Source organism: Streptomyces sp. NPDC026672, assembly GCF_040638185.1.
Lineage (GTDB): Bacteria > Actinomycetota > Actinomycetes > Streptomycetales > Streptomycetaceae > Streptomyces.
The window spans coordinates 86819-106898 of the sequence record NZ_JBEZXS010000029.1 but is presented as its reverse complement, the minus strand read 5'-3'; the positions used below and the strand labels follow the sequence as shown (position 1 = coordinate 106898).

15 protein-coding genes and 1 pseudogene are annotated in these 20080 nt (G+C 70.6%); 10 read left to right on the top strand and 6 right to left on the bottom strand.

Features of this window, described 5'->3' with window-relative positions; translation table 11 throughout:
* Positions 1 to 347: 347 nt before the first annotated feature.
* The 4 genes from AB0F77_RS29465 (at position 348) to AB0F77_RS29450 (ending at position 7214) form a co-directional block, all read left to right on the top strand.
* Positions 348 to 725: a hypothetical protein gene (locus tag AB0F77_RS29465; RefSeq protein ID WP_361954709.1), complete on the top strand. Its 378-nt coding sequence runs from the start codon at positions 348 to 350 to the stop codon at positions 723 to 725.
* 34 nt (positions 726 to 759) lie between these two features.
* Positions 760 to 2949, top strand: a complete 2190-nt coding sequence (locus AB0F77_RS29460) for a trypsin-like serine protease (RefSeq protein ID WP_361954708.1) — start codon at positions 760 to 762, stop codon at positions 2947 to 2949.
* Positions 2950 to 3183: 234 nt separating this feature from the next.
* Positions 3184 to 6861, top strand: coding sequence for an ALF repeat-containing protein (locus AB0F77_RS29455; protein WP_361954707.1), 3678 nt, complete (start codon positions 3184 to 3186; stop codon positions 6859 to 6861).
* On the top strand, positions 6858 to 7214 hold the full coding sequence (locus tag AB0F77_RS29450) for a DUF6086 family protein (protein ID WP_361954706.1): 357 nt from the start codon (positions 6858 to 6860) through the stop codon (positions 7212 to 7214). The genes AB0F77_RS29455 and AB0F77_RS29450 overlap by 4 nt, the downstream gene beginning before the upstream one ends.
* 720 nt (positions 7215 to 7934) lie before the next feature.
* Here the strand turns inward: AB0F77_RS29450 and AB0F77_RS29445 are convergent.
* The 3 genes from AB0F77_RS29445 to AB0F77_RS29435 all read right to left on the bottom strand — a co-directional run bounded on the left by AB0F77_RS29445 (position 7935) and on the right by AB0F77_RS29435 (position 8832).
* The gene (locus AB0F77_RS29445; protein ID WP_361954705.1) at positions 7935 to 8195 is read right to left on the bottom strand and encodes a hypothetical protein; all 261 of its coding nucleotides are present in this window, start codon (positions 8193 to 8195) and stop codon (positions 7935 to 7937) included.
* 196 nt (positions 8196 to 8391) lie between these two features.
* Complete coding sequence (locus tag AB0F77_RS29440) at positions 8392 to 8607, bottom strand: GNAT family N-acetyltransferase (protein WP_361954718.1); 216 nt, start codon at positions 8605 to 8607, stop codon at positions 8392 to 8394.
* Positions 8608 to 8832, bottom strand: coding sequence for a hypothetical protein (locus AB0F77_RS29435; RefSeq protein WP_361954704.1), 225 nt, complete (start codon positions 8830 to 8832; stop codon positions 8608 to 8610).
* Between the two features lie 136 nt (positions 8833 to 8968).
* Here AB0F77_RS29435 and AB0F77_RS29430 point away from each other — a divergent pair, with 136 nt between their 5' ends.
* The 6 genes and pseudogenes from AB0F77_RS29430 (at position 8969) to rbsD (ending at position 16572) form a co-directional block, all read left to right on the top strand.
* A complete protein-coding gene (locus tag AB0F77_RS29430) occupies positions 8969 to 9865 on the top strand; it encodes a hypothetical protein (protein ID WP_361954703.1) in 897 nt (298 codons plus the stop codon).
* A 308-nt stretch (positions 9866 to 10173) separates the two neighbouring features.
* Positions 10174 to 11190, top strand: coding sequence for a LacI family DNA-binding transcriptional regulator (locus AB0F77_RS29425; RefSeq protein ID WP_361954702.1), 1017 nt, complete (start codon positions 10174 to 10176; stop codon positions 11188 to 11190).
* Positions 11187 to 12707, top strand: coding sequence for a sugar ABC transporter ATP-binding protein (locus AB0F77_RS29420; RefSeq protein ID WP_361954701.1), 1521 nt, complete (start codon positions 11187 to 11189; stop codon positions 12705 to 12707). Before AB0F77_RS29425 ends, AB0F77_RS29420 begins: the two co-directional genes overlap by 4 nt.
* Positions 12697 to 14646 (top strand): substrate-binding domain-containing protein, encoded by a 1950-nt coding sequence (locus tag AB0F77_RS29415; protein ID WP_361954700.1) that lies wholly within the window; start codon positions 12697 to 12699, stop codon positions 14644 to 14646. Before AB0F77_RS29420 ends, AB0F77_RS29415 begins: the two co-directional genes overlap by 11 nt.
* A gap of 13 nt (positions 14647 to 14659) precedes the next feature.
* Positions 14660 to 15538, top strand: a pseudogene (locus AB0F77_RS29410) (ribokinase); the annotation flags it as partial.
* A 644-nt stretch (positions 15539 to 16182) separates the two neighbouring features.
* Positions 16183 to 16572, top strand: a complete 390-nt coding sequence (rbsD, locus tag AB0F77_RS29405; protein WP_361954699.1) for a D-ribose pyranase — start codon at positions 16183 to 16185, stop codon at positions 16570 to 16572.
* A 248-nt stretch (positions 16573 to 16820) separates the two neighbouring features.
* Here rbsD and AB0F77_RS29400 read toward each other — a convergent pair whose 3' ends face one another.
* From AB0F77_RS29400 to AB0F77_RS29390, 3 genes are read right to left on the bottom strand one after another with little or no spacing between them, the layout of a single operon-like run.
* Positions 16821 to 17660 carry a sugar phosphate isomerase/epimerase family protein gene (locus tag AB0F77_RS29400; RefSeq protein ID WP_361954698.1) on the bottom strand — a complete coding sequence of 280 codons (840 nt, stop codon included), beginning with the start codon at positions 17658 to 17660 and terminating at the stop codon, positions 16821 to 16823.
* Positions 17657 to 18826 (bottom strand): dihydrodipicolinate synthase family protein, encoded by a 1170-nt coding sequence (locus AB0F77_RS29395; RefSeq protein ID WP_361954697.1) that lies wholly within the window; start codon positions 18824 to 18826, stop codon positions 17657 to 17659. Before AB0F77_RS29395 ends, AB0F77_RS29400 begins: the two co-directional genes overlap by 4 nt.
* On the bottom strand, positions 18823 to 19974 hold the full coding sequence (locus AB0F77_RS29390; RefSeq protein WP_361954696.1) for a Gfo/Idh/MocA family oxidoreductase: 1152 nt from the start codon (positions 19972 to 19974) through the stop codon (positions 18823 to 18825). The genes AB0F77_RS29395 and AB0F77_RS29390 overlap by 4 nt, the downstream gene beginning before the upstream one ends.
* Between the last annotated feature and the right edge of the window lie 106 nt (positions 19975 to 20080).

Here is a 20080-nt window from a genome sequence, read left to right as displayed (position 1 = left end):
GCCTCTCTGCGGGGTGAACCAGCCGACAGCATGAAGGCTGCCGAATCCATGCATGACGCATATTCACGGATATTCAGGCGCGCGACATGAATGGCGAGTTAACTCCGGGGATTTAATGCGTTGACGATGGGCGATCCTGTGGTTACTTTGTGAAAGATCTTTAAGGTTCTTGTTCGTGGGGGGGGCGGCTTTGCTGATGCCGCGCCGGAAAGGAGGGCGCGGTGTTTTCCCGTGCTCGGAAACTGCTCCTTGCAGGGATCGTCGGATCCCTGGCGGCTGCGGCAGGCGTGTTATGCGCCGTGGCGGGCGCGCCGGCGGCGACCGCTGCCGATATCCCACCGGTAGCGGTGGAGACGTTCTCATATCCCGGAGCCGCGGCCATTCTCGCGTCGGACGGCATTCAGCTGAAGAAAGGGGACGGTCACATCCTGCTCGTCCCCTGCGACAATGCGGCCGACCAGATCCGGGTGTACGTGGTCGCGGACAGCACCGCCGGCCGTGACGGCGACTACTGCTTCAAGGCCACGGCCGTGTCCGGTTATCTGACCCTCGAACTCCCGCGGGTGTTCGCCCTGGAGACCGGTGGCCACCCCATCAGCGCCGATCTCACCGCGAACGGGACGACCACCACGGTCGCAGTGGCCGAGGACGGCTTCCAGAGCGTCGGCGAGGGCACCGTGGGCGGTGCCCGTTCCGTGCTCGTCGAGATCCGTGTCACGGGCTGACCCGACCGTGCCCACCGTCAAGGAATCGAGAAACGTGACTTCCCTGCGTACCTCGGCGGGCGCGGTGTTCGCGGTGGCCGCCGCCACCGCCGGAGCCCTGCTCACCGTTCCGTCCCACGCCATCGGGGGCGGCGCCGTCACCACCGGCTCCTACGCCTACACCGCCAAGGTCTCCCTGGGCGCCCGTGACACCGCCCGTGCCTGCAGCGGCGCCCTCGTCGCCCCGGACTGGATCCTCACCGCGGCCAGCTGCTTCGCCGGCGGCCCCGAGACGCCCACGGTCGCCGCGGGCAAGCCCGCACAGCCGGGCACCGCGACCGTCGCGGGCCAGACCAGCGCCATCGTCCAGATCGTCCCTCGCTCCGGCCGCGATCTGGTCCTGGCCCGGCTGGCCAGGCCCGTCACCGGGGTGACGCCGGTGAACATCGCCACCACCGCCGTCGCCGCTGGGGAGACATTACGCGCGGTCGGCTACGGCCGCACCGCCACCGAATGGGTGCCGAACACCGCGCACACCACCGCCTTCTCCGTGAACGCCGTCGCCGCCGACGATCTCACCATCACCGGTGTGGACGGCTCCCTCTGCCAGGGCGACACCGGCGGCCCGCTCCTGCGCGAGTCGAGCGGCACCGCCCAACTGGTCGGCATCGGCAGCCGTTCCTGGCAGGGCGGATGCACGGGCGAGACGGAGACCCGCACCGGCGCGATCGCCTCCCGCGCCGACGACCTAGCCTCCTGGGTCGCATCGACCGTCGGGGCGCCGCTGGTCACCGACTTCAACTGCGACGGCGTCGAGGACATCGCGGTCGCCGACCCCGCCGCGACCGTCGGCGGCGATGCCGGAGCGGGACTCGTCCGCATTGTGTACGGCGGCGGCCGAGGCACCGCCGAGATCAACCAGGACCTGGACTGGGTGTCCGGCGTGTCCGAGGCCGGCGACGCGTTCGGCCAGTCCATCGCCACCGTCGACTACGACCAGGACGGCTGCACCGACCTGGTGGTGGGCACCCCCGCCGAGGACCTCCTCAACGCCGCCGGCACCACTGTCACCGACGCCGGCATGACCGACATCCTCCACGGCGCGACAGGCGGCCTGGGAAGCGGCACCCTCAAGGACACCCACTTCGAGCAGGGCACCGGCACCGGCTCCCTGGCCGCATCGGCCAACGAGACCGGCGACCGACTCGGCACCTCCCTGGCCGCGGGCACCACCGAGAGCGGCGACCCCTTCCTGGTGATCGGCGTCCCCGGCGAATCCCTCGGATCCGTCGCCCGTGCCGGCAGCGCGATCTACGTCGACGGCGTCACCAATGTCGCCGTCAACCAGGACGCCACTGACGTGGGCGGCGTGGCGGAGGAGAACGACGCATTCGGCACCAGCGTCGCCGCCGACGCCAACCACATCGCCATCGGGGCTCCCGGCGAAGCCATCGGCTCCCACCCCGACGCGGGCATCGTGGCCGTCTTCGCCCACACCCTGAACGCCGAGCGCCGTCCCACCCCGCTGTTCAGCATGGACCAGGACTCCGACAGCGTCACCGGTACCTCCGAGGACGGCGACCTGTTCGGCCAGTCCCTCGCCCTGGTCCCCTACCGCCCCTCGCAGAGCACCGCCGCCACGGAGTCGATCCTGGCGGTCGGCTCACCCGGCGAGACACTGGCCGTCGACGGTGCCGACAAGGCCGAGACCGGCTGGGCCCTGACCTTCCGGCTCACCACGACCGGCACCTACAGCCAGCTCAACAGCTACTCGTCGGGCACCACCGACGACGACGTGTCCGGCACGTCCGAGACCCGCGACCACTTCGGCCAGGTCCTGGCCGCGGTGAACACCGCCCCCCGCGCGGTCAGCACCGCCGACACACTCAAACTCGCCGTCGGCATCCCCGACGAGGCCCTCGAGACCACCGCGGGCGCGGGAGCGGTCAGCACCTTCTCCCTCCTGGGCACCCCAGGATCCAACGACCGCTGGCTGGAGGCGGGCGACGGCGACGGCATCCCGGGCACCCCCGGCACCGACCAGCACCTCGGCAGCAGCCTCCACTACACCGGCACCAGCCTCTACGTGGGCATGCCCAACGGCCCGTCCGCCCACGGCACCCTGTACGCCCTCCCGCTGTCCAACGTGACCGCCGGAGGCACCGTCGCCACCGTCACGACCTACCAGCCCGGCACCGGTGGACTCCCGGCAGCGGGCGTGCACTTCGGATACGCCGCCCGCTGACGCCGTACCAGCCCGGAGGCGGGTGCTTGATTACTCTCGCTCGCCCCTGGCTGAACGAACGTACAGCAGGAATTCCCTTCAGGCGACGGGATGCTTTCGCATGGAGTCCGGCAGGGCAGTCGATTCAACTCTTGCGTATGTATTTCGCTGACGTTTTCCCAGCGATGATCATTCCCATATTTCATCGAGAGCAAGAACTGCTCGCAAACGCCGAGCGTTCCGAACATGCATCACATGATCGACGAATCCGAGACGGGTATGGTAAGAAAATTATTTGAGCCGACGCATCGAAGATGGAAGGGGCCAGTTCCGGCGCTGCTTGACATGCTTCTCGGGCTGCTGCTCCCCCTGACTCTCATGGGAGCTCTGGTCGGCGCCCCGCCGGCAGTGGCCGACGAGGTGCCGACGGATCCGGTGACCAGCGGGGTGGCGATCTCCTACGGTGACCGCGGCCGGGTGGTGGACCGCTGGAAGACCGGTGGACCTGGCGTCAAGGCGGCTGCCGAGGCGGCGCTGACGGGCAGTGACACCGACGTGCAGGCGTTCCTGGCGGCGATGGACGACCTGTCCTTCCAGGATGAGCGGGTAAGCGCCGCCCAGCTCGCGAGCCTCGGCGGTACGGAGCTGCTGGCCGCCGCCCGTACCGCGCTCGCTGGCACTCCGGACGAACTGCACGACTTCCTGGACGACGGCTGGGAAGATCCCCTGGAGCAGGACAACCGGGTGCGGGTGGCGCAGATCATCAGCACGGCGGGTCCGAGTGTGCAGGAAGCGGGCCAAGCGGCGCTGAACAGCACATCCGAGGATGTCACGAAGTTCCTGCGGGAGGGCCAGTATCTGTGGCAGGAGCAGGACGACCGGGTCCAGCTGGTTCAGATCGTCAGTGTGGGCGGTCCGAACGTGCAGGCCGCGGGGCGTCTGGCGTTGCATGGTGGGCCGGAGGACGTGCGGGAGTTCCTTGAGGTCGGCCAGTTCGTGGCGCAGAACCGCGACCAGGAGCACGCGACAGTCGCGCAACTGGCGGAGCAGGCGAAGGAAGCAGGCCGGCAGGCCGCCGCGGAGACCAAGGCGGCGAAGGCGGAGTCAGCCAAGGCGGTCGAGGCGTCGAAGCTGGCGAAGGAGGCCGCTCTGCGGGCCGCGGCCGAGGCAGCAGCGGCACGGGACGACACCCAGCGAGCAGCGAGTGCGGCAGGCCGGGCGGCGACGGCCGCTTCCCAGGCGGCGTCGGCGGCGCAGCAGGCCATCGAAGCCTCGCGTGCGGCGGACAACTCGGCGCGGGTAGCAGCGAACGCGGCGGCCCAGGCGGCCGCAGCCGCGGCGGGCGCTTCGCAGGCGGCGTCGCGGGCGCGGGGCGCCGCGGCGAACGCGGCGGTGGACGCGGCGAACGCCGATGCCGCACGGCGGGCGGCGGTGGACGCGCGGAACGCGGCCAAGGGCGCCGACAAGGCTGCTGATGCTGCCGATCAGGCGGCGATCGCAGCCGATGCAGCCGGTGACGCGGCGGGTTCGGCGGCGAGTGCGGGTGCGAACGCGATTCTGGCGGCCGACGCGGCCGTAGAAGCGAGCAACTACGCGGGGCAGTCCAGTGCGGCGGCGGCGCAGGCGCGTGCGGCGGCGCAGGCCGCCCGGCGACACGCGGCTGAGGCGAATCGTGCTGCCGGGGCGGCGGAGGCGCTGGCCCGGAAGGCGGCGACAGCGGCGCGGCAGGCGCGGGACGCGGCCCGTTCGGCGGCGAAGCATGCGAACAACGCCGCGGCCGCGGCGGACGATGCGGCCGAGCACGCGGGGGACGCGGCGACGGCGGCGGCGAAGTCGACGGAGCACGCGGAGGCGGCAACCACCGCCGCGAACGACGCCACGGCCGCCGTCGTCGAAGCACAGAAGGTGTTCACGCTGGCGCGTGAGGTGGAGGCCGAAGAATTGCTCGGCCGGACCAACGCCGGTGTGGAACTGGCCCGCGATCAGAAACTCGCCCAAGAGGACCGCGCTGCAGAGGCGGCAAAGCTGGAGCAGGCCGCCGTCGCCCGGGATACGGAGCGCGCCCGGCTGGTGGAGTCGGCTGCTCAGCCGGGCGCGGATCTGGTGTCGGTGGCGGCGCAGGGCCGTGATCTCGCCGTACGGGAGATGACGGGCGGTACGGCCTGGGGCCGTGCGGCGGCGGAGGCGTCACTGTCCGGGCCGGACGAGGTGGTGCTCGAGTACCTGCGCACCGGCTGGGAGAGCGCCGAGCAGCAGGACGACCGCTCCCATGTGCAACGTATCGCGGAGGAGAGCGGGGTTCCCGAGCTGCGGAACGCGGCCGAGGAGGCGCTCGACGGGAATGCCGCCGCGGTGACCGGCTTCCTCGAGAACGGTCAGTACCAGGTCGTGGCCGAGGACATGCGCGTCGCGATCGCGCAGGTGGTCGACAAGGGCGGTCCTGTGCTCGTGGACGCGGGCCGGGCGGCACTGGCCTCCGGTGATCCGAAGCGGTACAGCGTCTTCCTGTCCAAGACCCAGTACGAGGCCCGTACCCAGGATGAGCGCGTGGAAGTGGCCCAGTTGGTCGACTCCGGCACCCCTGAGGTCCGGTCGTCAGCACGGATCGCGCTGGAGGGCTCGCCTCGGATCTTGCACAATTTCATCGTGTCGGGCCAGTACATGGCAAAACGCAAGGACCAACTGGCCGCCACTCACGTCGCTCAGATGCAGAAGCTGATCGCGGACGCGGCGAAGGTCGCGGCGACGGCCCAGCAGAACGCGGCCACCGCACAGCGAGTTGCGGCGACGGCCCGGAAGGCGGCCACCGAGGCCCAGAAGTGGGCGCAGCGGGCCGATGACTCCGCGGCCCAGGCCCAAGAGTACGCGGCTCAGGCAGCCGGGTACGCGCGGGACGCCGAGGCATCCGCGGCCGCGGCGGCCAAGTCCGCCGCGACAGCCCGCGCGGCGGCGGACAGCGCGAGCACGGCGGCACGGAATGCGGCGCGGTCGGCGGCAGACGCGACATTGTCCTCTGAGATGGCGCAGGCCGAGGCCTCCAGCGCGTGGGTCGCGGCGGAGCAGGCACGTCAGTCGTCGCTGGCCGCGGACAAGTCCGCGCAGGAGGCGCTCGACGCGGCCACCGAGACGTTCGAGATCGCGGTGCACAAGTACCGGGAGGAGGAAGAGGCCCGGCGCAGGGCAGCCGTTGCGGAGAAGGAACGCAACGAGCAGGGCCACACCCCGGCCGAGCTCTACCGATGTCCCGATCTGATTCTCGGGATCCCCTGCGAGCCGGAGGCGCAGGCCCGATGGTGCCAGCACAACTGGATCGAGTGCGAGGTACAGCACGACATCCTGGAACTCAGTGAAGCGCTCGAAAAGGGCGGCAGGTTCGTAATGGAGCTCTCCGGCCTCGGCGAGTACGACAACTGCCTCAGGGAGAGGGACTTCGATTCCTGCGGCAGCCTCGCCGTCGAGGCGTTCATCGGCGCCAAACTCAAAGCCCTGGACCGCCTCTACGACGAACTGAAGCTGCTGAAGCGCGGCTGCAAGATCGCCGGCAAGACCTTGCTCGCCTCGACCGCGTCGTTCACAGCCTCAACGGCAAGCGGCGCCTCCGGCTGCCTGGAAGGCGCAACCGACCACAAGGTCTACAACCCCGCCACCGGAAAGATCATCACCGACATCGACCTCTTCGAAGACGGCGTGATGTGGGAACTCAAGTCGGCCATCTACGCTGAGGGTGAGTGGCTGGACAAACATATCAACGTGAAACTGGTGAACTATCTGAAGTGCCGGGCACTACTGCCTGGATACGAGAACGCGCCGATCGGCTTCCGGTTCACCAATTCCGGGATGGATCCGCGGTTCAGGGCGGCGCTTCAGACGCGGTTCGATCAGCTCAGGGAGCAATACCCGGACCTCGACCTCAGACTGGAGATCGCAGATTGAGCTACCCCTTCGAACGCAACGGTGAGACGCTCTGGGACGCTGGTTACTCCAGTGGGCAAATGTACGCTGCCCTAGCTGGAGGCGCCGCCGAATTCCTCAGGCTGCCATCCGGGCTGACGGACACCCCGCAAGGCAGCTGTGAGGTTGATCCAGTGGCGTTCCGCGCCTTCGTTGCCCAGTTGTACAAGCTCTACGCCTCTACCGGCAACGATGTACTGCAAGGTCTGACACACGACCTGCTGGTCACATCGCTTGTCCTTTTGGACCGAGCAGGCGAGGGGATCACCCTTGACCCGGAACATGAGACTGCTCTGCAGGCACAGAAAGCCCGACTGGCACGGTGCATGGCCTAGCCTCAAGCTTTCATGAGCGTAACTGCTCCAGAGCTTGATCAAATGAAGGAGGAGTGCGGCAGCCCCAGGACTACGAGACTTCTTCAGAGTCCCGTTCGTCATCGGGGAAGCTGCACTCCCTCCTGCGAAGAAGCCGAGCCAGTGCCGCCGACCGCTTCGCCTGACCTCGATCTTCCTCAACGGTCCGCCGACGGAGTCGGTAGACCGTTTCGCATTCTGTGAGTTGTAGGTGATCGTGCCCGTACCGGCGAAGGTGCGGCCTCCCGCGAGGTCACCGCCCTTGTCGTCCCCGTCGAATCTGTCGACGATGCCGCGCGGCAAGAGGATCCCCGCGCTCGGTCATATCGGCGATGTCGCACTTCTCGATCTCCTTGAGGTGGCAGATCGTCGTCACCCTGAGCTTTCCGCTGGCTCGCGGGTCGGAGGCGCAGCTGATCGTGATGACCTTCTGCCCCTTGTCCGAACCGGGCACGTTCGCCGTCGCGCCGGGGCGACGGCGAACAGCAGCGACGCGAGCACGGCGACGAGGACCAGGGCGAGCACCGGCAAGGCGCGTAGGTGGAGGACACGGGGCGCCCGAGACGGGGGACACGCCCACAATCCAATGCGAGCCGCCGAACACCCCGCCCCCGCCACCCACGCCACAACAACACGTCGGCTCCACGGGAACGGGGCACGGACAGGACCGTGGAACCGGCGGCCCCGGTGGTGGGAGTTGTACTAGCCGAGGTCAGCCGTTCGCCGACGCGGCTCCTTCCTGGACAGGCCGGCGAGGTCCCCGCCGAACCTCAGGAGGACGCCGACGGCGACCGAGGCGACGCCGGCACACAGCACGACGGCGGGATTGACCCACTCGGGGACCAGATCGAAGCGCGCGCCGCACTTGTTGTGCAGAGGGAAGAGGTTCCCGAACTCCTCGGCATGGGCGTCCCAGTACGCCTCATCGTAGTACTCGTGATGGGCGAAGCAGGCGTCGCGCATGGTGAGCCCTTGCCGTAATACACCCCAGACCCAGCTCATGAGGCCGCCGAAGAGCGAGACGGAGCACAGGCGTGTCCACCACATCGGTTGTCGCTGCCACGATCCGTTCCACAGCCCGGTCGTGAGCGGAAAGAGATTCCACAGGTTCCACACCAGCCATGCGACCAGGAGCAGTACGACAGCAAGGGCTCCTGCTTCATGCCAGTTTCTTGAACATGTGGACATCCTCGGCGCTACCGGGGATTCCCAAGGTCCGGCCGGTCTCGGCGTATCCGTGACGCTGGTAGAACCCCGGAGCCTGAAAGGTGAAGGACGATACGCAGGCACGGTCGCAGCCACGCCGACGCGCCTCCTCCTCCGCGGCCATGAGAATCTTCGTTCCCCACCCGTCCCTACGGCTCTTCTCACGGATCTAGAGCATCTCGATGCCGAGCAGCCCGCCCCATGTCCAAGCGACAAGGCCCCCAATGAGCTCGCCATCATCGTCGACGACCTTCACGGAGAGGGAACTCTGATCGGCGGCAGTGGTTCCGGTGGCTGGGAAATTGACCTCGTCCAGGCCCTGGGACAAGCACTCGTCGAGCTCTGAGTCGCGGCGACCGATACTCAACGTCCCACCGATGTGACCATGCGTCATGCCGCAGAGTGTGCCACGCACACCCCTGTCGCCACGTCCAGGAGGGAAGCGGAGGAAACAGTGTCCAGGCGCGTGCATGTGGTGCGAACTGACGAGCGTTTGGCTCGTTGATCACACCGCAAGGAAAGGAGAGCTGATGGTCGGCTCGTCGCACGAGGCGCTGCACCGGATCTTCCAGAAGGATCCGGCGCTGCTGACGCGGGCGTTACAGAGGGTGTTGCACGTTCCCTTCCCCGAACCCCGGGAGATCGCCGCGCTGAACGTGGACCTCACGGAGGTCGAACCCGTCGAACGGCGTGTGGACACGCTGTTGCGGGCGGAGACGGACAAGGGGACGTATCTCCTTGTGGTGGAATCGCAGGGGAAGGTGGACGACCGCAAGCGGGGCAGTTGGCCGTACTACCTGTCGTACCTGTACGAGAAGTACCGGCACGAGCCCGTGCTCATCGTCATCACGCAGAACAGCACCACGGCGAAATGGGCTTCACATCCCATCAGGCTCGGCTTCCCGGGCTGGCATTCGCTGACGGTACGTCCCCTGGTGCTGGGCCCCGACAACGTGCCGGTGATCGCCGACGAGCGGCAGGCCGAGCGGGACGTACCCCTTGCGGTGCTGTCGGCGATGACACACGGCCGAGGACCGCAGGCCCCGGCCATACTGGAGTCCCTGGCATCCGCCCTGCGGACCATCGACCCCGACAGCGCCGCGGTCTTCGTGCAGTTCGTCGACTCATGCCTGGCCGATCCCCAGGCGAAGCAGATGTGGAGGGATCTGATGACGGCGATCCAGTACTTCTGGCGACACCCGCTGGCCGAGCAGGTGCGCGCGGAAGGGCGTGAACAAGGGCGCGAGGAGGGACGGTTGGAGGACCGTCGGGAGATGGTCCTCCGCATCCTCGAGTGGCGGGGCATCTCGGTGTCCGAGGACGTCCGTGAGCGCGTCGAAGCCTGCACCCGTCTCGATGAGCTGGAGCATTGGGCCCGGCGAGCCATGCACGCCACGGACGCGGAGGCGTTGTTCGTCGAGAAGTGAGTCACCGCCCCGAGGGCCGACGCCAGGACCGGCGTCGGCCCTCGGGGCGTTCGCACGGGTTCCATCAGGCAGGTTCCAGCGGGCAGGTCCATCAGGCAGGTTCCAGCGGGCGGGTTCAGCGGCCGAGACGTGCTCCCGGCGCCCGCCGCATCGGCGTGTTCCGTGACCGACCGGTCGTAGTCGCGCCGTAACCCGAGAGCGGGCTGGGTCACGATCTGGTCTCAGGGGGTTGTCACGGCGGAATGTAATCGTTTCCAATCCTGTTGGTCGTCCGGTGGAAACGATTTCACGAGGAGGTGGGGCCGGCGATGGCGAGCATCAAGGACGTGGCCGCCGAGGCCGGGGTGTCGGTCGCCACGGTGTCGCGCGTGCTGAACGACCACCCGTCCGTCAGCACGAACGCCCGCAAACGCGTGCTGGCCGCCGTCGAGACGCTGGGCTACCGCCCCAACGCCGTCGCCCGGTCGCTGCGCACCGACCAGACCCACACCCTCGGCCTGGTCATCAGCGACGTGCTGAACCCGTACTTCACCGAACTGGCCCGCTCCGTCGAGGAGGAGGCCCGCGCGCTCGGGTACAGCGTGATCATCGGCAACGCCGACGAACGCCCCGACCTCCAGGACCACCACGTACGGACCCTGCTGGACCGCCGTATCGACGGCCTGCTCGTCTCCCCCACCGACGGCGGCTCCCCGCTGATGCTGGACGCCGCGCGCGCGGGCACGCCGATGGTGTTCGTCGACCGGTGGATCCCGGGCGTCGACGTGCCGGTGGTGCGCTCGGACGGGCGCGAGGCCGTACGGGACCTCGTCGCCCATCTGCACCGGCTGGGCCACCGGCGGCTCGCGATCATCGCGGGCCCCGCGGCCACCACCACCGGCAGCGAACGCGTCGAGGCGTTCCGGGACGCCCTCGCCGAGTACGGGATCCCCCTCCCCGACGCCTACACGGGTCAGGGCGACTTCCAGGCCGAGAGCGGGCGGCGGGTCACCGAGGGCTTCCTCGACCTGCCCGAACCGCCGGAGGTCGTCTTCGCGGCGGACAACCTGATGGCCCTGGGCGCGCTGGACGCGATCCGCGCGCGTGGGCTGCGCGTCCCGGACGACATCGCGCTGGCCGCGTTCGACGACATCCCCTGGTTCGTGCACACCGATCCGCCGGTCACCGCGATCGCCCAGCCCACGGGCGAGCTGGGCCGGGCCGCCGTACGGGCCCTGGTCGACCGCATCGAGGGGCGGCCTCCCCGGTCCGTCACCCTCCCCGCCCGTCTCGTCGTACGCCGCTCGTGCGGCGAGGACCCCGCAAGGAACAGGAGCCAGTCGTGAGCGACCAGGACGAGTTGCTGCGCATCGAGGGCATACGGAAGGTCTTCCCGGGTGTGGTCGCGCTCGACGGCGTCGACTTCGACCTGCGCCGGGCCGAGGTGCACGTGCTGCTCGGTGAGAACGGCGCGGGCAAGAGCACCCTCATCAAGATGCTCTCCGGCGCCTACCGCCCCGACGCCGGGCGGATCCTCGTCGGCGGCGAGGAGGTGCGCATCCACGGTGCGCAGGACTCCGAGCGCCTGGGGATCGCCACCATCTACCAGGAGTTCAACCTCGTCCCCGATCTGACGGTCGCCGAGAACATCTTCCTGGGCCGGCAGCCCCGGCGCCTCGGGATGATCGACCGGAAGAGGATGGAGGCCGACGCCGAGGTGCTGCTCGCGCGCGTGGGCGTCAATGTGTCGCCCCGCGCGCGGGTGCGCGAACTCGGCATCGCCCGCCTCCAGATGGTCGAGATCGCGAAGGCGCTGAGCCTCGACGCACGTGTGCTGATCATGGACGAGCCGACCGCCGTGCTCACCTCCGAGGAGGTCGAGAAGCTCTTCTCGATCGTGCGCAGGCTGCGCGAGGACGGTGTCGGCGTCGTCTTCATCACGCACCACCTGGAGGAGATCGCCGCCCTCGGCGACCGCGTGACGGTCCTCAGGGACGGCCGCTCCGTCGGGGAGGTGCCCGCCACCACCCCCGAGGACGAACTCGTACGGCTGATGGTGGGCCGCTCGATCGAGCAGCAGTACCCGCGCGAACGCGCCGACTCCGGCGCCGCGTTGCTCACCGTCGACGGACTGACCAGAGACGGTGTGTTCCACGACGTCAGCTTCCAGGTGCACGCCGGCGAGGTCGTCGGCATCGCCGGACTCGTCGGCGCGGGCCGCACCGAGGTCGTGCGGGCGGTGTTCGGCGCGGACCCCTACGACAAGGGCGCCGTGCACGTGGCGGGCGACCGGCTGCGCGGCCACGACGTGAACGCCGCGATGGCCGCCGGGATCGGGCTGGTCCCCGAGGACCGCAAGGGCCAGGGGCTGGTGCTCGACGCCTCCGTCGAGGAGAACCTCGGCCTGGTGACCATGCGCAGGGCGACCCGCGCGGGGCTGGTCGACCTGAGGGGCCAGCACCTGGCGGCCGAACGGATCGCCGGACAGCTCGGCGTGCGCATGGCGGGCCTCGGCCAGCACGTGCGCACCCTGTCGGGCGGCAACCAGCAGAAGGTCGTCATCGGCAAGTGGCTGCTCGCCGACACCAAGGTGCTGATCCTCGACGAGCCCACGCGCGGCATCGACGTCGGCGCCAAGGTCGAGATCTACCAGCTGATCAACGAACTGACGGCCGCGGGAGCCGCCGTCCTGATGATCTCCAGCGACCTGCCCGAGGTCCTCGGCATGAGCGACCGGGTCCTGGTGATGGCCCAGGGCCGCATCGCGGGCGAACTCACGGCCGACGAGGCCACCCAGGACGCCGTCATGGCGCTCGCCGTAAGCACTCCTACCACCGAAGGGAAGGCCCCCCGTGGCCACTGACACGCTCAAGAGCACGACGGGCGCGGGTGGCGCCCAGGGCGGTCTGCGCCGTCTGCTCCTCGACAACGGAGCGCTCACCGCGCTCATCGTCCTCGTCGTCGCGCTGTCGGCGCTGTCCGGCGACTTCCTGACGACGGACAACCTCCTCAACATCGGCGTCCAGGCCGCCGTCACCGCGATCCTCGCCTTCGGCGTCACCTTCGTGATCGTCTCGGCGGGCATCGACCTGTCGGTGGGCTCGGTGGCGGCCCTCTCGGCGACCGTGCTCGCGTGGAGCGCCACGTCGCACGGTGTGCCGGTCGTCCTCGCGGTGATCCTGGCCGTCGCCACCGGTATCGCGGCGGGCCTGGTCAACGGCTTCCTGATCGCGTACGGCAAGCTGCCGCCGTTCATCGCGACGCTCGCCATGCTGTCGGTGGGCCGCGGTCTGTCCCTGGTGATCTCTCAAGGCTCCCCGATCCCCTTCCCCGACTCAGTCTCGCACCTCGGTGACACCCTGGGCGGCTGGCTGCCCGTGCCGGTGCTGGTCATGGTCGTCATGGGGCTGATCGCGGCGTTCGTGCTGGGCCGCACCTACATCGGCCGGTCCATGTACGCGATCGGCGGCAACGAGGAGGCCGCGCGCCTCTCGGGCCTGCGGGTGAAGAAGCAGAAGCTCGCGATCTACGCCCTGTCCGGCCTGTTCGCGGCCGCCGCGGGCGTCGTGCTCGCCGCCCGGCTGTCCTCGGCGCAGCCGCAGGCCGCCGACGGCTACGAACTGGACGCGATCGCCGCGGTCGTCATCGGCGGCGCCTCCCTCGCGGGCGGCACCGGCAAGGCGTCCGGCACCCTGATCGGCGCGCTGATCCTCGCGGTGCTGCGCAACGGCCTCAACCTCCTGTCGGTGTCGGCGTTCTGGCAGCAGGTCGTGATCGGTGTCGTCATCGCGCTGGCGGTGCTCCTCGACACGCTGCGCCGCAAGGCGGGCGCGACCCCGGTGGCCGCGGGCGCCGGTGGCGGCGGCAAGGGCAGGCAGGCGGCGACGTACGCGCTCGCTGCCGTGGTGACGGTGGCGATCGTCGGCGCGACCTCCTTCCTGCACAACGGTGCGTCCTCGACGACCCCCAAGCTGGGGCTGTCGCTGTCGACCCTCAACAACCCGTTCTTCGTGCAGATCCGCTCGGGCGCGCAGGCCGAGGCGAAGCGGCAGGGCGTCGACCTGACGGTCACGGACGCCCAGAACGACGCCTCCCAGCAGGCCAACCAGTTGCAGAACTTCACCAGTTCGAACCTGGGCGCGATCATCGTCAACCCGGTGGACTCGGACGCGGCCGGACCGTCCGTACGGGCGGCCGACAAGGCGGGGATCCCGGTGATCGCGGTCGACCGAGGCGTCAACAAGGCCACCACGGCCACGCTGGTCGCCTCCGACAACGTCGCCGGCGGTGAGCTGGCCGCGAGGACGATCGCGGAGAAGCTCGGCGGCAAGGGCCGGATCGTCATCCTCCAGGGCCAGGCCGGGACGTCGGCCGCCCGGGAGCGCGCGCAGGGCTTCGCCGCGGGTCTCAAGGCGTACCCGGGCATCCAGGTCGTCGCCCAGCAGCCGGCCGACTTCGACCGGACCAAGGGCCTCGACGTGATGTCGAACCTGCTCCAGGCCCACCCCGACGTGCAGGGTGTCATCGCCGCCAACGACGAGATGGCCCTCGGCGCGATCAAGGCGCTGGGGTCGAAGGCGGGCACGTCGGTCCCGGTGGTCGGCTTCGACGGCACCCCGGACGGTCTGACCGCGGTCAAGAACGGCACGCTGTACGCGTCGGTGGCCCAGCAGCCCACCCAGCTGGGGAAGATCGCCGTGGACAACGCGCTCCACGCGATCGAGGGCAAGAAGGTCGAGACGACGGTGAAGGTGCCGGTGAAGGTCGTCACGAAGCAGAACGTGAACGGTTTCAGCGGCTGACGGGAGTCAACGGATGTACGACTACGACCTCCTGGTCGTGGGTTCGGCCAACGCCGACCTGGTGATCGGTGTCGAACGGCGCCCCGGTGCGGGGGAGACGGTCCTCGGGTCCGACCTCGCCACGCACCCCGGCGGCAAGGGCGCCAACCAGGCGGTCGCGGCGGCCCGGCTCGGGGCCCGTACGGCCCTGCTGGCCCGGGTCGGCGACGACGCGCACGGCCGGCTGCTGCTCGACTCGCAGCGGGCGGCCGGGGTGGACACGGTGGGGGTGCTGGTCGGCGGGGCGCCCACCGGGGTCGCGCTGATCACGGTGGACCCGTCGGGGGACAACAGCATCGTGGTCTCGCCGGGCGCCAACGGCCGGCTCACGCCGGGCGACGTGCTGGCCGCGGGAAGTCTGTTCCACGCCTCGCGGGTGGTCTCGGCGCAGTTGGAGATCCCGCTGGAGACGGTGGAGGCGACGGTGCGGGCGCTCGCCCCGGGCGGCCGGTTCGTGCTGAACCCGTCGCCGCCGCGGCCGCTGCCCGCCGAGGTGCTGGCGGCCTGCGATCCGCTGATCGTCAACGAGCACGAGGCGAAGGTGCTCCTCGGTGACACGGCCGTGGGCGACGCGCCGGAGGACTGGGCGCGGCTGCTGCTGGCGAAGGGCCCGCGCTCGGTGGTGGTGACGCTGGGCGCGGCCGGGGCGCTGGTGGCCTCGGCCCGGGGCGTGAGCCGGGTGGCGCCGGTGCCGGTGACGGCCGTGGACACCACCGGCGCGGGCGACGCGTTCACGGCGGCCCTGGCCTGGCGCCTGGGCACGGGCGCCACCCTGGAGGAGGCGGCGACGTACGCGTCCCGCGTCGGAGCGGCAGCGGTCACCCGCCGGGGCGCCCAGGAGTCGTTCCCCACACCGACGGAACTCTCTGAGTTCGGCCAGGCCGAGGATCAGGAACCGAACGGCACATCGGGAATCGGCGGGCCGGAAACGAAGGGTGCGTCCGGGACGGGTGAACTGAAGGTCGGCGGCACATCCGCGGCCGATGGCCGGGAGACGGACGACACGTCCGGAACCGACGGGCCGGAAGCCAAGAGCGCGTCCGGGGCCGGGGGCCAGGAGACGGACGGCGCGTCGGGAATCGGCGGGCCGGAGACGAAGGGTGCATCCGGGACGGGTGAACTGAAGGTCGGCGGCACATCCGCGGCCGATGGCCGGGAGACGGACGGCACGTCCGGAACCGACGGGCCGGAAGCCAAGGGCGCGTCCGGGGCCGGGGGCCGGGAGACAGGCGGGGCGTCCGGAGCAGACGGCCCGGCATCCGCCTCGACATCCGGAACCAGAGGCCGGGAAGCCGACGGTGGAACCGGGGACGGTGGGCTGGAAGCCGACGGCGGGTCCGCTGGCGGTGGGCGGGGAGCCGATGGCGGGTCCGGGGCCTACGGGTGGGAACCCGAGGGCGGAACCGACAACGGAGCCGGGGCCGGCGGGCGGAAGGCCGGCGGTGGGGTCGGGGGCGGTGGGCGGGGAGGCCGCGGCGGGGCCACTGGCGGTGGGGTGTGAAGAAGGGTGGGGTGCTCAATCGGGGGCTGGCGGGGGCCCTGGCAGGGTTGGGGCATGGGGACGGGGTGCTGGTGTGTGACGTCGGTATGCCGATACCGGACGGCCCCGCGGTCGTGGACCTGGCGTTCCGGGCGGGTGTGCCGCCCTTCGCCGAGGTGCTGACGGGGCTGCTGGACGAACTGGTGGTGGAGGGCGCGACGGCGGCGACGGAGGTCCGCGCGGCCAACCCGGCGACGGCCGCGCTGCTCGACGACCGCTTCCCCGACCTGGCGCTGGTCCCCCACGAGGAGCTGAAGAGGCTGTCGCGGTCGGCGCGGCTGATCGTGCGCACGGGAGAGGCCACTCCGTACGCGAACGTGCTGCTGCGCTGCGGGGTCTTCTTCTGACGTCCGGCCCCGGCACCCGGCTCACGGCACCCGGCCGGAGGCTCACGGCACCCGGCCGGAAAGGCTTCGAGGGGTCCCGCCCGTCGGCGGGACCCCTCGGATCTTCCCTCCCCGTCAGAACCCCCGCGATCCCCCCGGATCCCCCCCAGAAGTCCTGACTCCAAATACGACACACCTGACCACCGAAGGGTTGCACGGGTTCCCGAAGTTTTTTTCGCGCACCCGTGCCACCCCGGCCCGGCGGCGTCTCACCGGATCACGTGCTCCACGAAGCGCGCCGCGGTCTCCACGACGACCTCGCGCCCGTCACGGGACCACAGCTCCTCGTTGAACAGCTCGACCTCGATGGGCCCGGTGTATCCGGCGGCCTCCACGTACCCCCTCCACTCCCGGAAGTCGATCACGCCGTCCCCGAGCTGTCCCCGCCCGTTGAGGACGCCCTCCGGGAGGGGGGTGGTCCAGTCGGCGAGCTGGAAGGCGTGGATGCGCCCCGCCGCACCGGCCTCGGCGACCCGCGAGGGAGCCGTGTCGTCCCACCACAGGTGGTACGTGTCGACGACCACACCCACCTGCCGGGCGGGGAACCGCTCCGCGAGGTCCAGGGCCTGGGCGAGGGTGGAGACGACACAGCGGTCGGCCGCGTACATCGGGTGCAGCGCCTCGACGGCGAGGCGCACGCCGTGGGTCTCGGCGTAGGGGCCGAGTTCGGCGAGCGCGTCCGCGATACGTTCACGGGCGCCGCGCAGGTCCCGGGACCCGGGCGGCAGCCCGCCGCAGACCAGGACGAGGGTGTCCGTGCCGAGGGCGGCGGCCTCCTCGACGGCCCGCCGGTTGTCGTCCAGCGCGGCGGCCCGCCCGGCCGGGTCCCGCGCGGTGAGGAAACCGCCCCGGCACAGCGTGGTGACGTTCAGCGCCGCCCCGCGCACCAGCCGGGCGGCGGCCCCGACGCCGTACGCCCGCACGGGCTCCCGCCACAGGCCCACGTGCCGGATGCCCGACTCGGCGCAGGACGCGACGAGTTCGGGCAGGGACAGCTGTCTGACGGTCATCTGGTTGAGGGAGAAGCGCTCCAGGTCCGCCGGGTTCATCGCGCCACCCCGTGGACCGCGAGCAGGTCCCGCATCCGGTGCTCGGCCAGCGCCGGGTCCGGGAACAGGCCCAGCCGGTCGGCGAGTTCGTAGGCGCGGGCGAGGTGCGGCAGGGAGCGGGCCGACTGGAGGCCGCCGACCATCGTGAAGTGCGACTGGTGGCCCGCGAGCCAGGCCAGCAGCACCACGCCCGTCTTGTAGTAGCGGGTGGGTTCCCGGAAGAGGTGCCGGGCCAACTCGACGGTGGGGTCGAGCAGTTCGCGGAAACCGTCCGTGTCCCCGGTGTCCAGGACCCGTACCGCCCCGGCCGCGAGCGGGCCCAGCGGGTCGAAGACGCCGAGGAGCGCGTGGCTGAAGCCGTGCTCGTCACCGGCGATCAGCTCGGGGTAGTGGAAGTCGTCGCCGGTGTAGCAGCGCACCCCGTCGGGCAGCAGACGGCGGAGCGCGATCTCCCGGTCGGCGTCGAGCAGGGACACCTTGACGCCGTCGACCTTGCCGGGGTGGGAGGCGACGACGTCGAGGAAGGTGCGGGTGGCGGCGTCCAGGTCGGTGGCGCCCCAGTAGCCCTCCAGCGCGGGGTCGAACATCGGGCCGAGCCAGTGCAGGACGACCGGTCGCGCGGCCTGGCGCAGCAGGTGGCCGTAGACCTCCAGGTAGTCCTCGGGTCCCCGGGCGACGGCGGCCAGCGCGCGGGAGGCCATGAGGACGGCGCGTGCGCCCGACTCCTCGACGACGGCGAGCTGTTCCTCGTAGGCGGCGCGGATGCCGTCCAGGCCGTAGGGGTAGCCGATCTCGGTGACGGTGAGCTGGTCGGTGCCCACGCCGCAGACGATCCGGCCGCCGACCGCCTTCGCCTCGGCGGCCGAGCGCCGGATCAGCTCCGCCGCGCCCGCCCAGTCCAGGCCCATCCCGCGCTGCGCGGTGTCCATGGCCTCGGCGACTCCCAGCCCGTGGGACCACAGATGGCGGCGGAAGGCGAGGGTGGCGTCCCAGTCGACGGCGGCGGGCGGGTCGGGGGTGGTGTCGGCGAACGGGTCGGCGACGACGTGCGCCGCCGCGAGGACCGTACGGGAGGAGAAGGGGGCGCCCGGGGTGGGCACGAGGGGTTCGGCGCGGGGGGTGTAGGCGTGCAACCGGCCGTCCGTGCCGGGGAGTCGGAGGGTCACGGCTGGATCTCCGGTACGTCGATGCGGCGGCCCTCTGCCGAGGACCTCAGGCCGAGTTCGGCGAGCTGAACGCCGCGGGCGCCGGCGAACAGGTCCCAGTGGTAAGGGGTGTCGGCGTAGACGTGTTTGAGGAACAGCTCCCACTGGGCCTTGAAGCCGTTGTCGAACTCGCCGTTGTCCGGCACCTCCTGCCACTGCGCGCGGAACGCCTCGGTGGCGGGGACGTCCGGGTTCCACACCGGCTTCGGCGTCGCACCGCGGTGCTGGACCCGGCACGTGCGCAGCCCGACGACCGCGGAGCCCTCCGTGCCGTCGACCTGGAACTCGACCAGTTCGTCCCGGTGGACGCGCACGGCCCAGGACGAGTTGATCTGGGCGACCGCGCCGCCCTCCAGTTCGAAGACGCCGTAGGCGGCGTCGTCGGCGGTCGCGTCGTACGGCCTCCCCGACTCGTCCCAGCGCCGCGGGACATGGGTGGTGGCGAGGGCCTGCACGGAGGTGACGCGGCCGAACAGCTCGTGCAGGACGTACTCCCAGTGCGGGAACATGTCGACGACGATGCCGCCGCCGTCCTCGGCGCGGTAGTTCCAGGAGGGGCGCTGGGCGGACTGCCAGTCGCCCTCGAAGACCCAGTAGCCGAACTCGCCCCGCACGGACAGGATCCGCCCGAAGAAGCCGCCGTCGACCAGGCGCTTGAGCTTCAGCAGTCCGGGCAGGAACAGCTTGTCCTGCACCACGCCGTGGCGGACGCCCTCGTCCCGGGCGAGGCGGGCGAGTTCGAGGGCGCCGGCGAGGCCGGTGGCGGTGGGCTTCTCGGTGTAGACGTGCTTGCCTGCGGCGATCGCCCGGCGCAGGGCGTCCTCGCGGGCGGAGGTGACCTGGGCGTCGAAGTAGATGTCGACGGAGGGGTCGGCGAGGACCACGTCCAGGTCGGTGGTGACGTGCTCCAGGCCGTGGCGGTCGGCGAGGGCCCGCAGGGCGGTCTCGCGGCGGCCGACCAGGACGGGCTCCGGCCACAGCACGGTGCCGTCGCCGAGGTCGAGTCCGCCCTGTTCGCGCAGGGCGAGGATGGACCGGACGAGATGCTGCCGGTGACCCATGCGCCCGGTCACGCCGTTCATGGCGATCCGCACCGTCTTGCGTGTCACGTCGTTCCCTTCGTCCGCCCGGCCTGTTGACCGAAACCCGGATAGCAAGCGCTTTCTATCGCAGTGAAGCTAACCCCTGCGGGGCAGGGCGGACAAGAGCGTGACG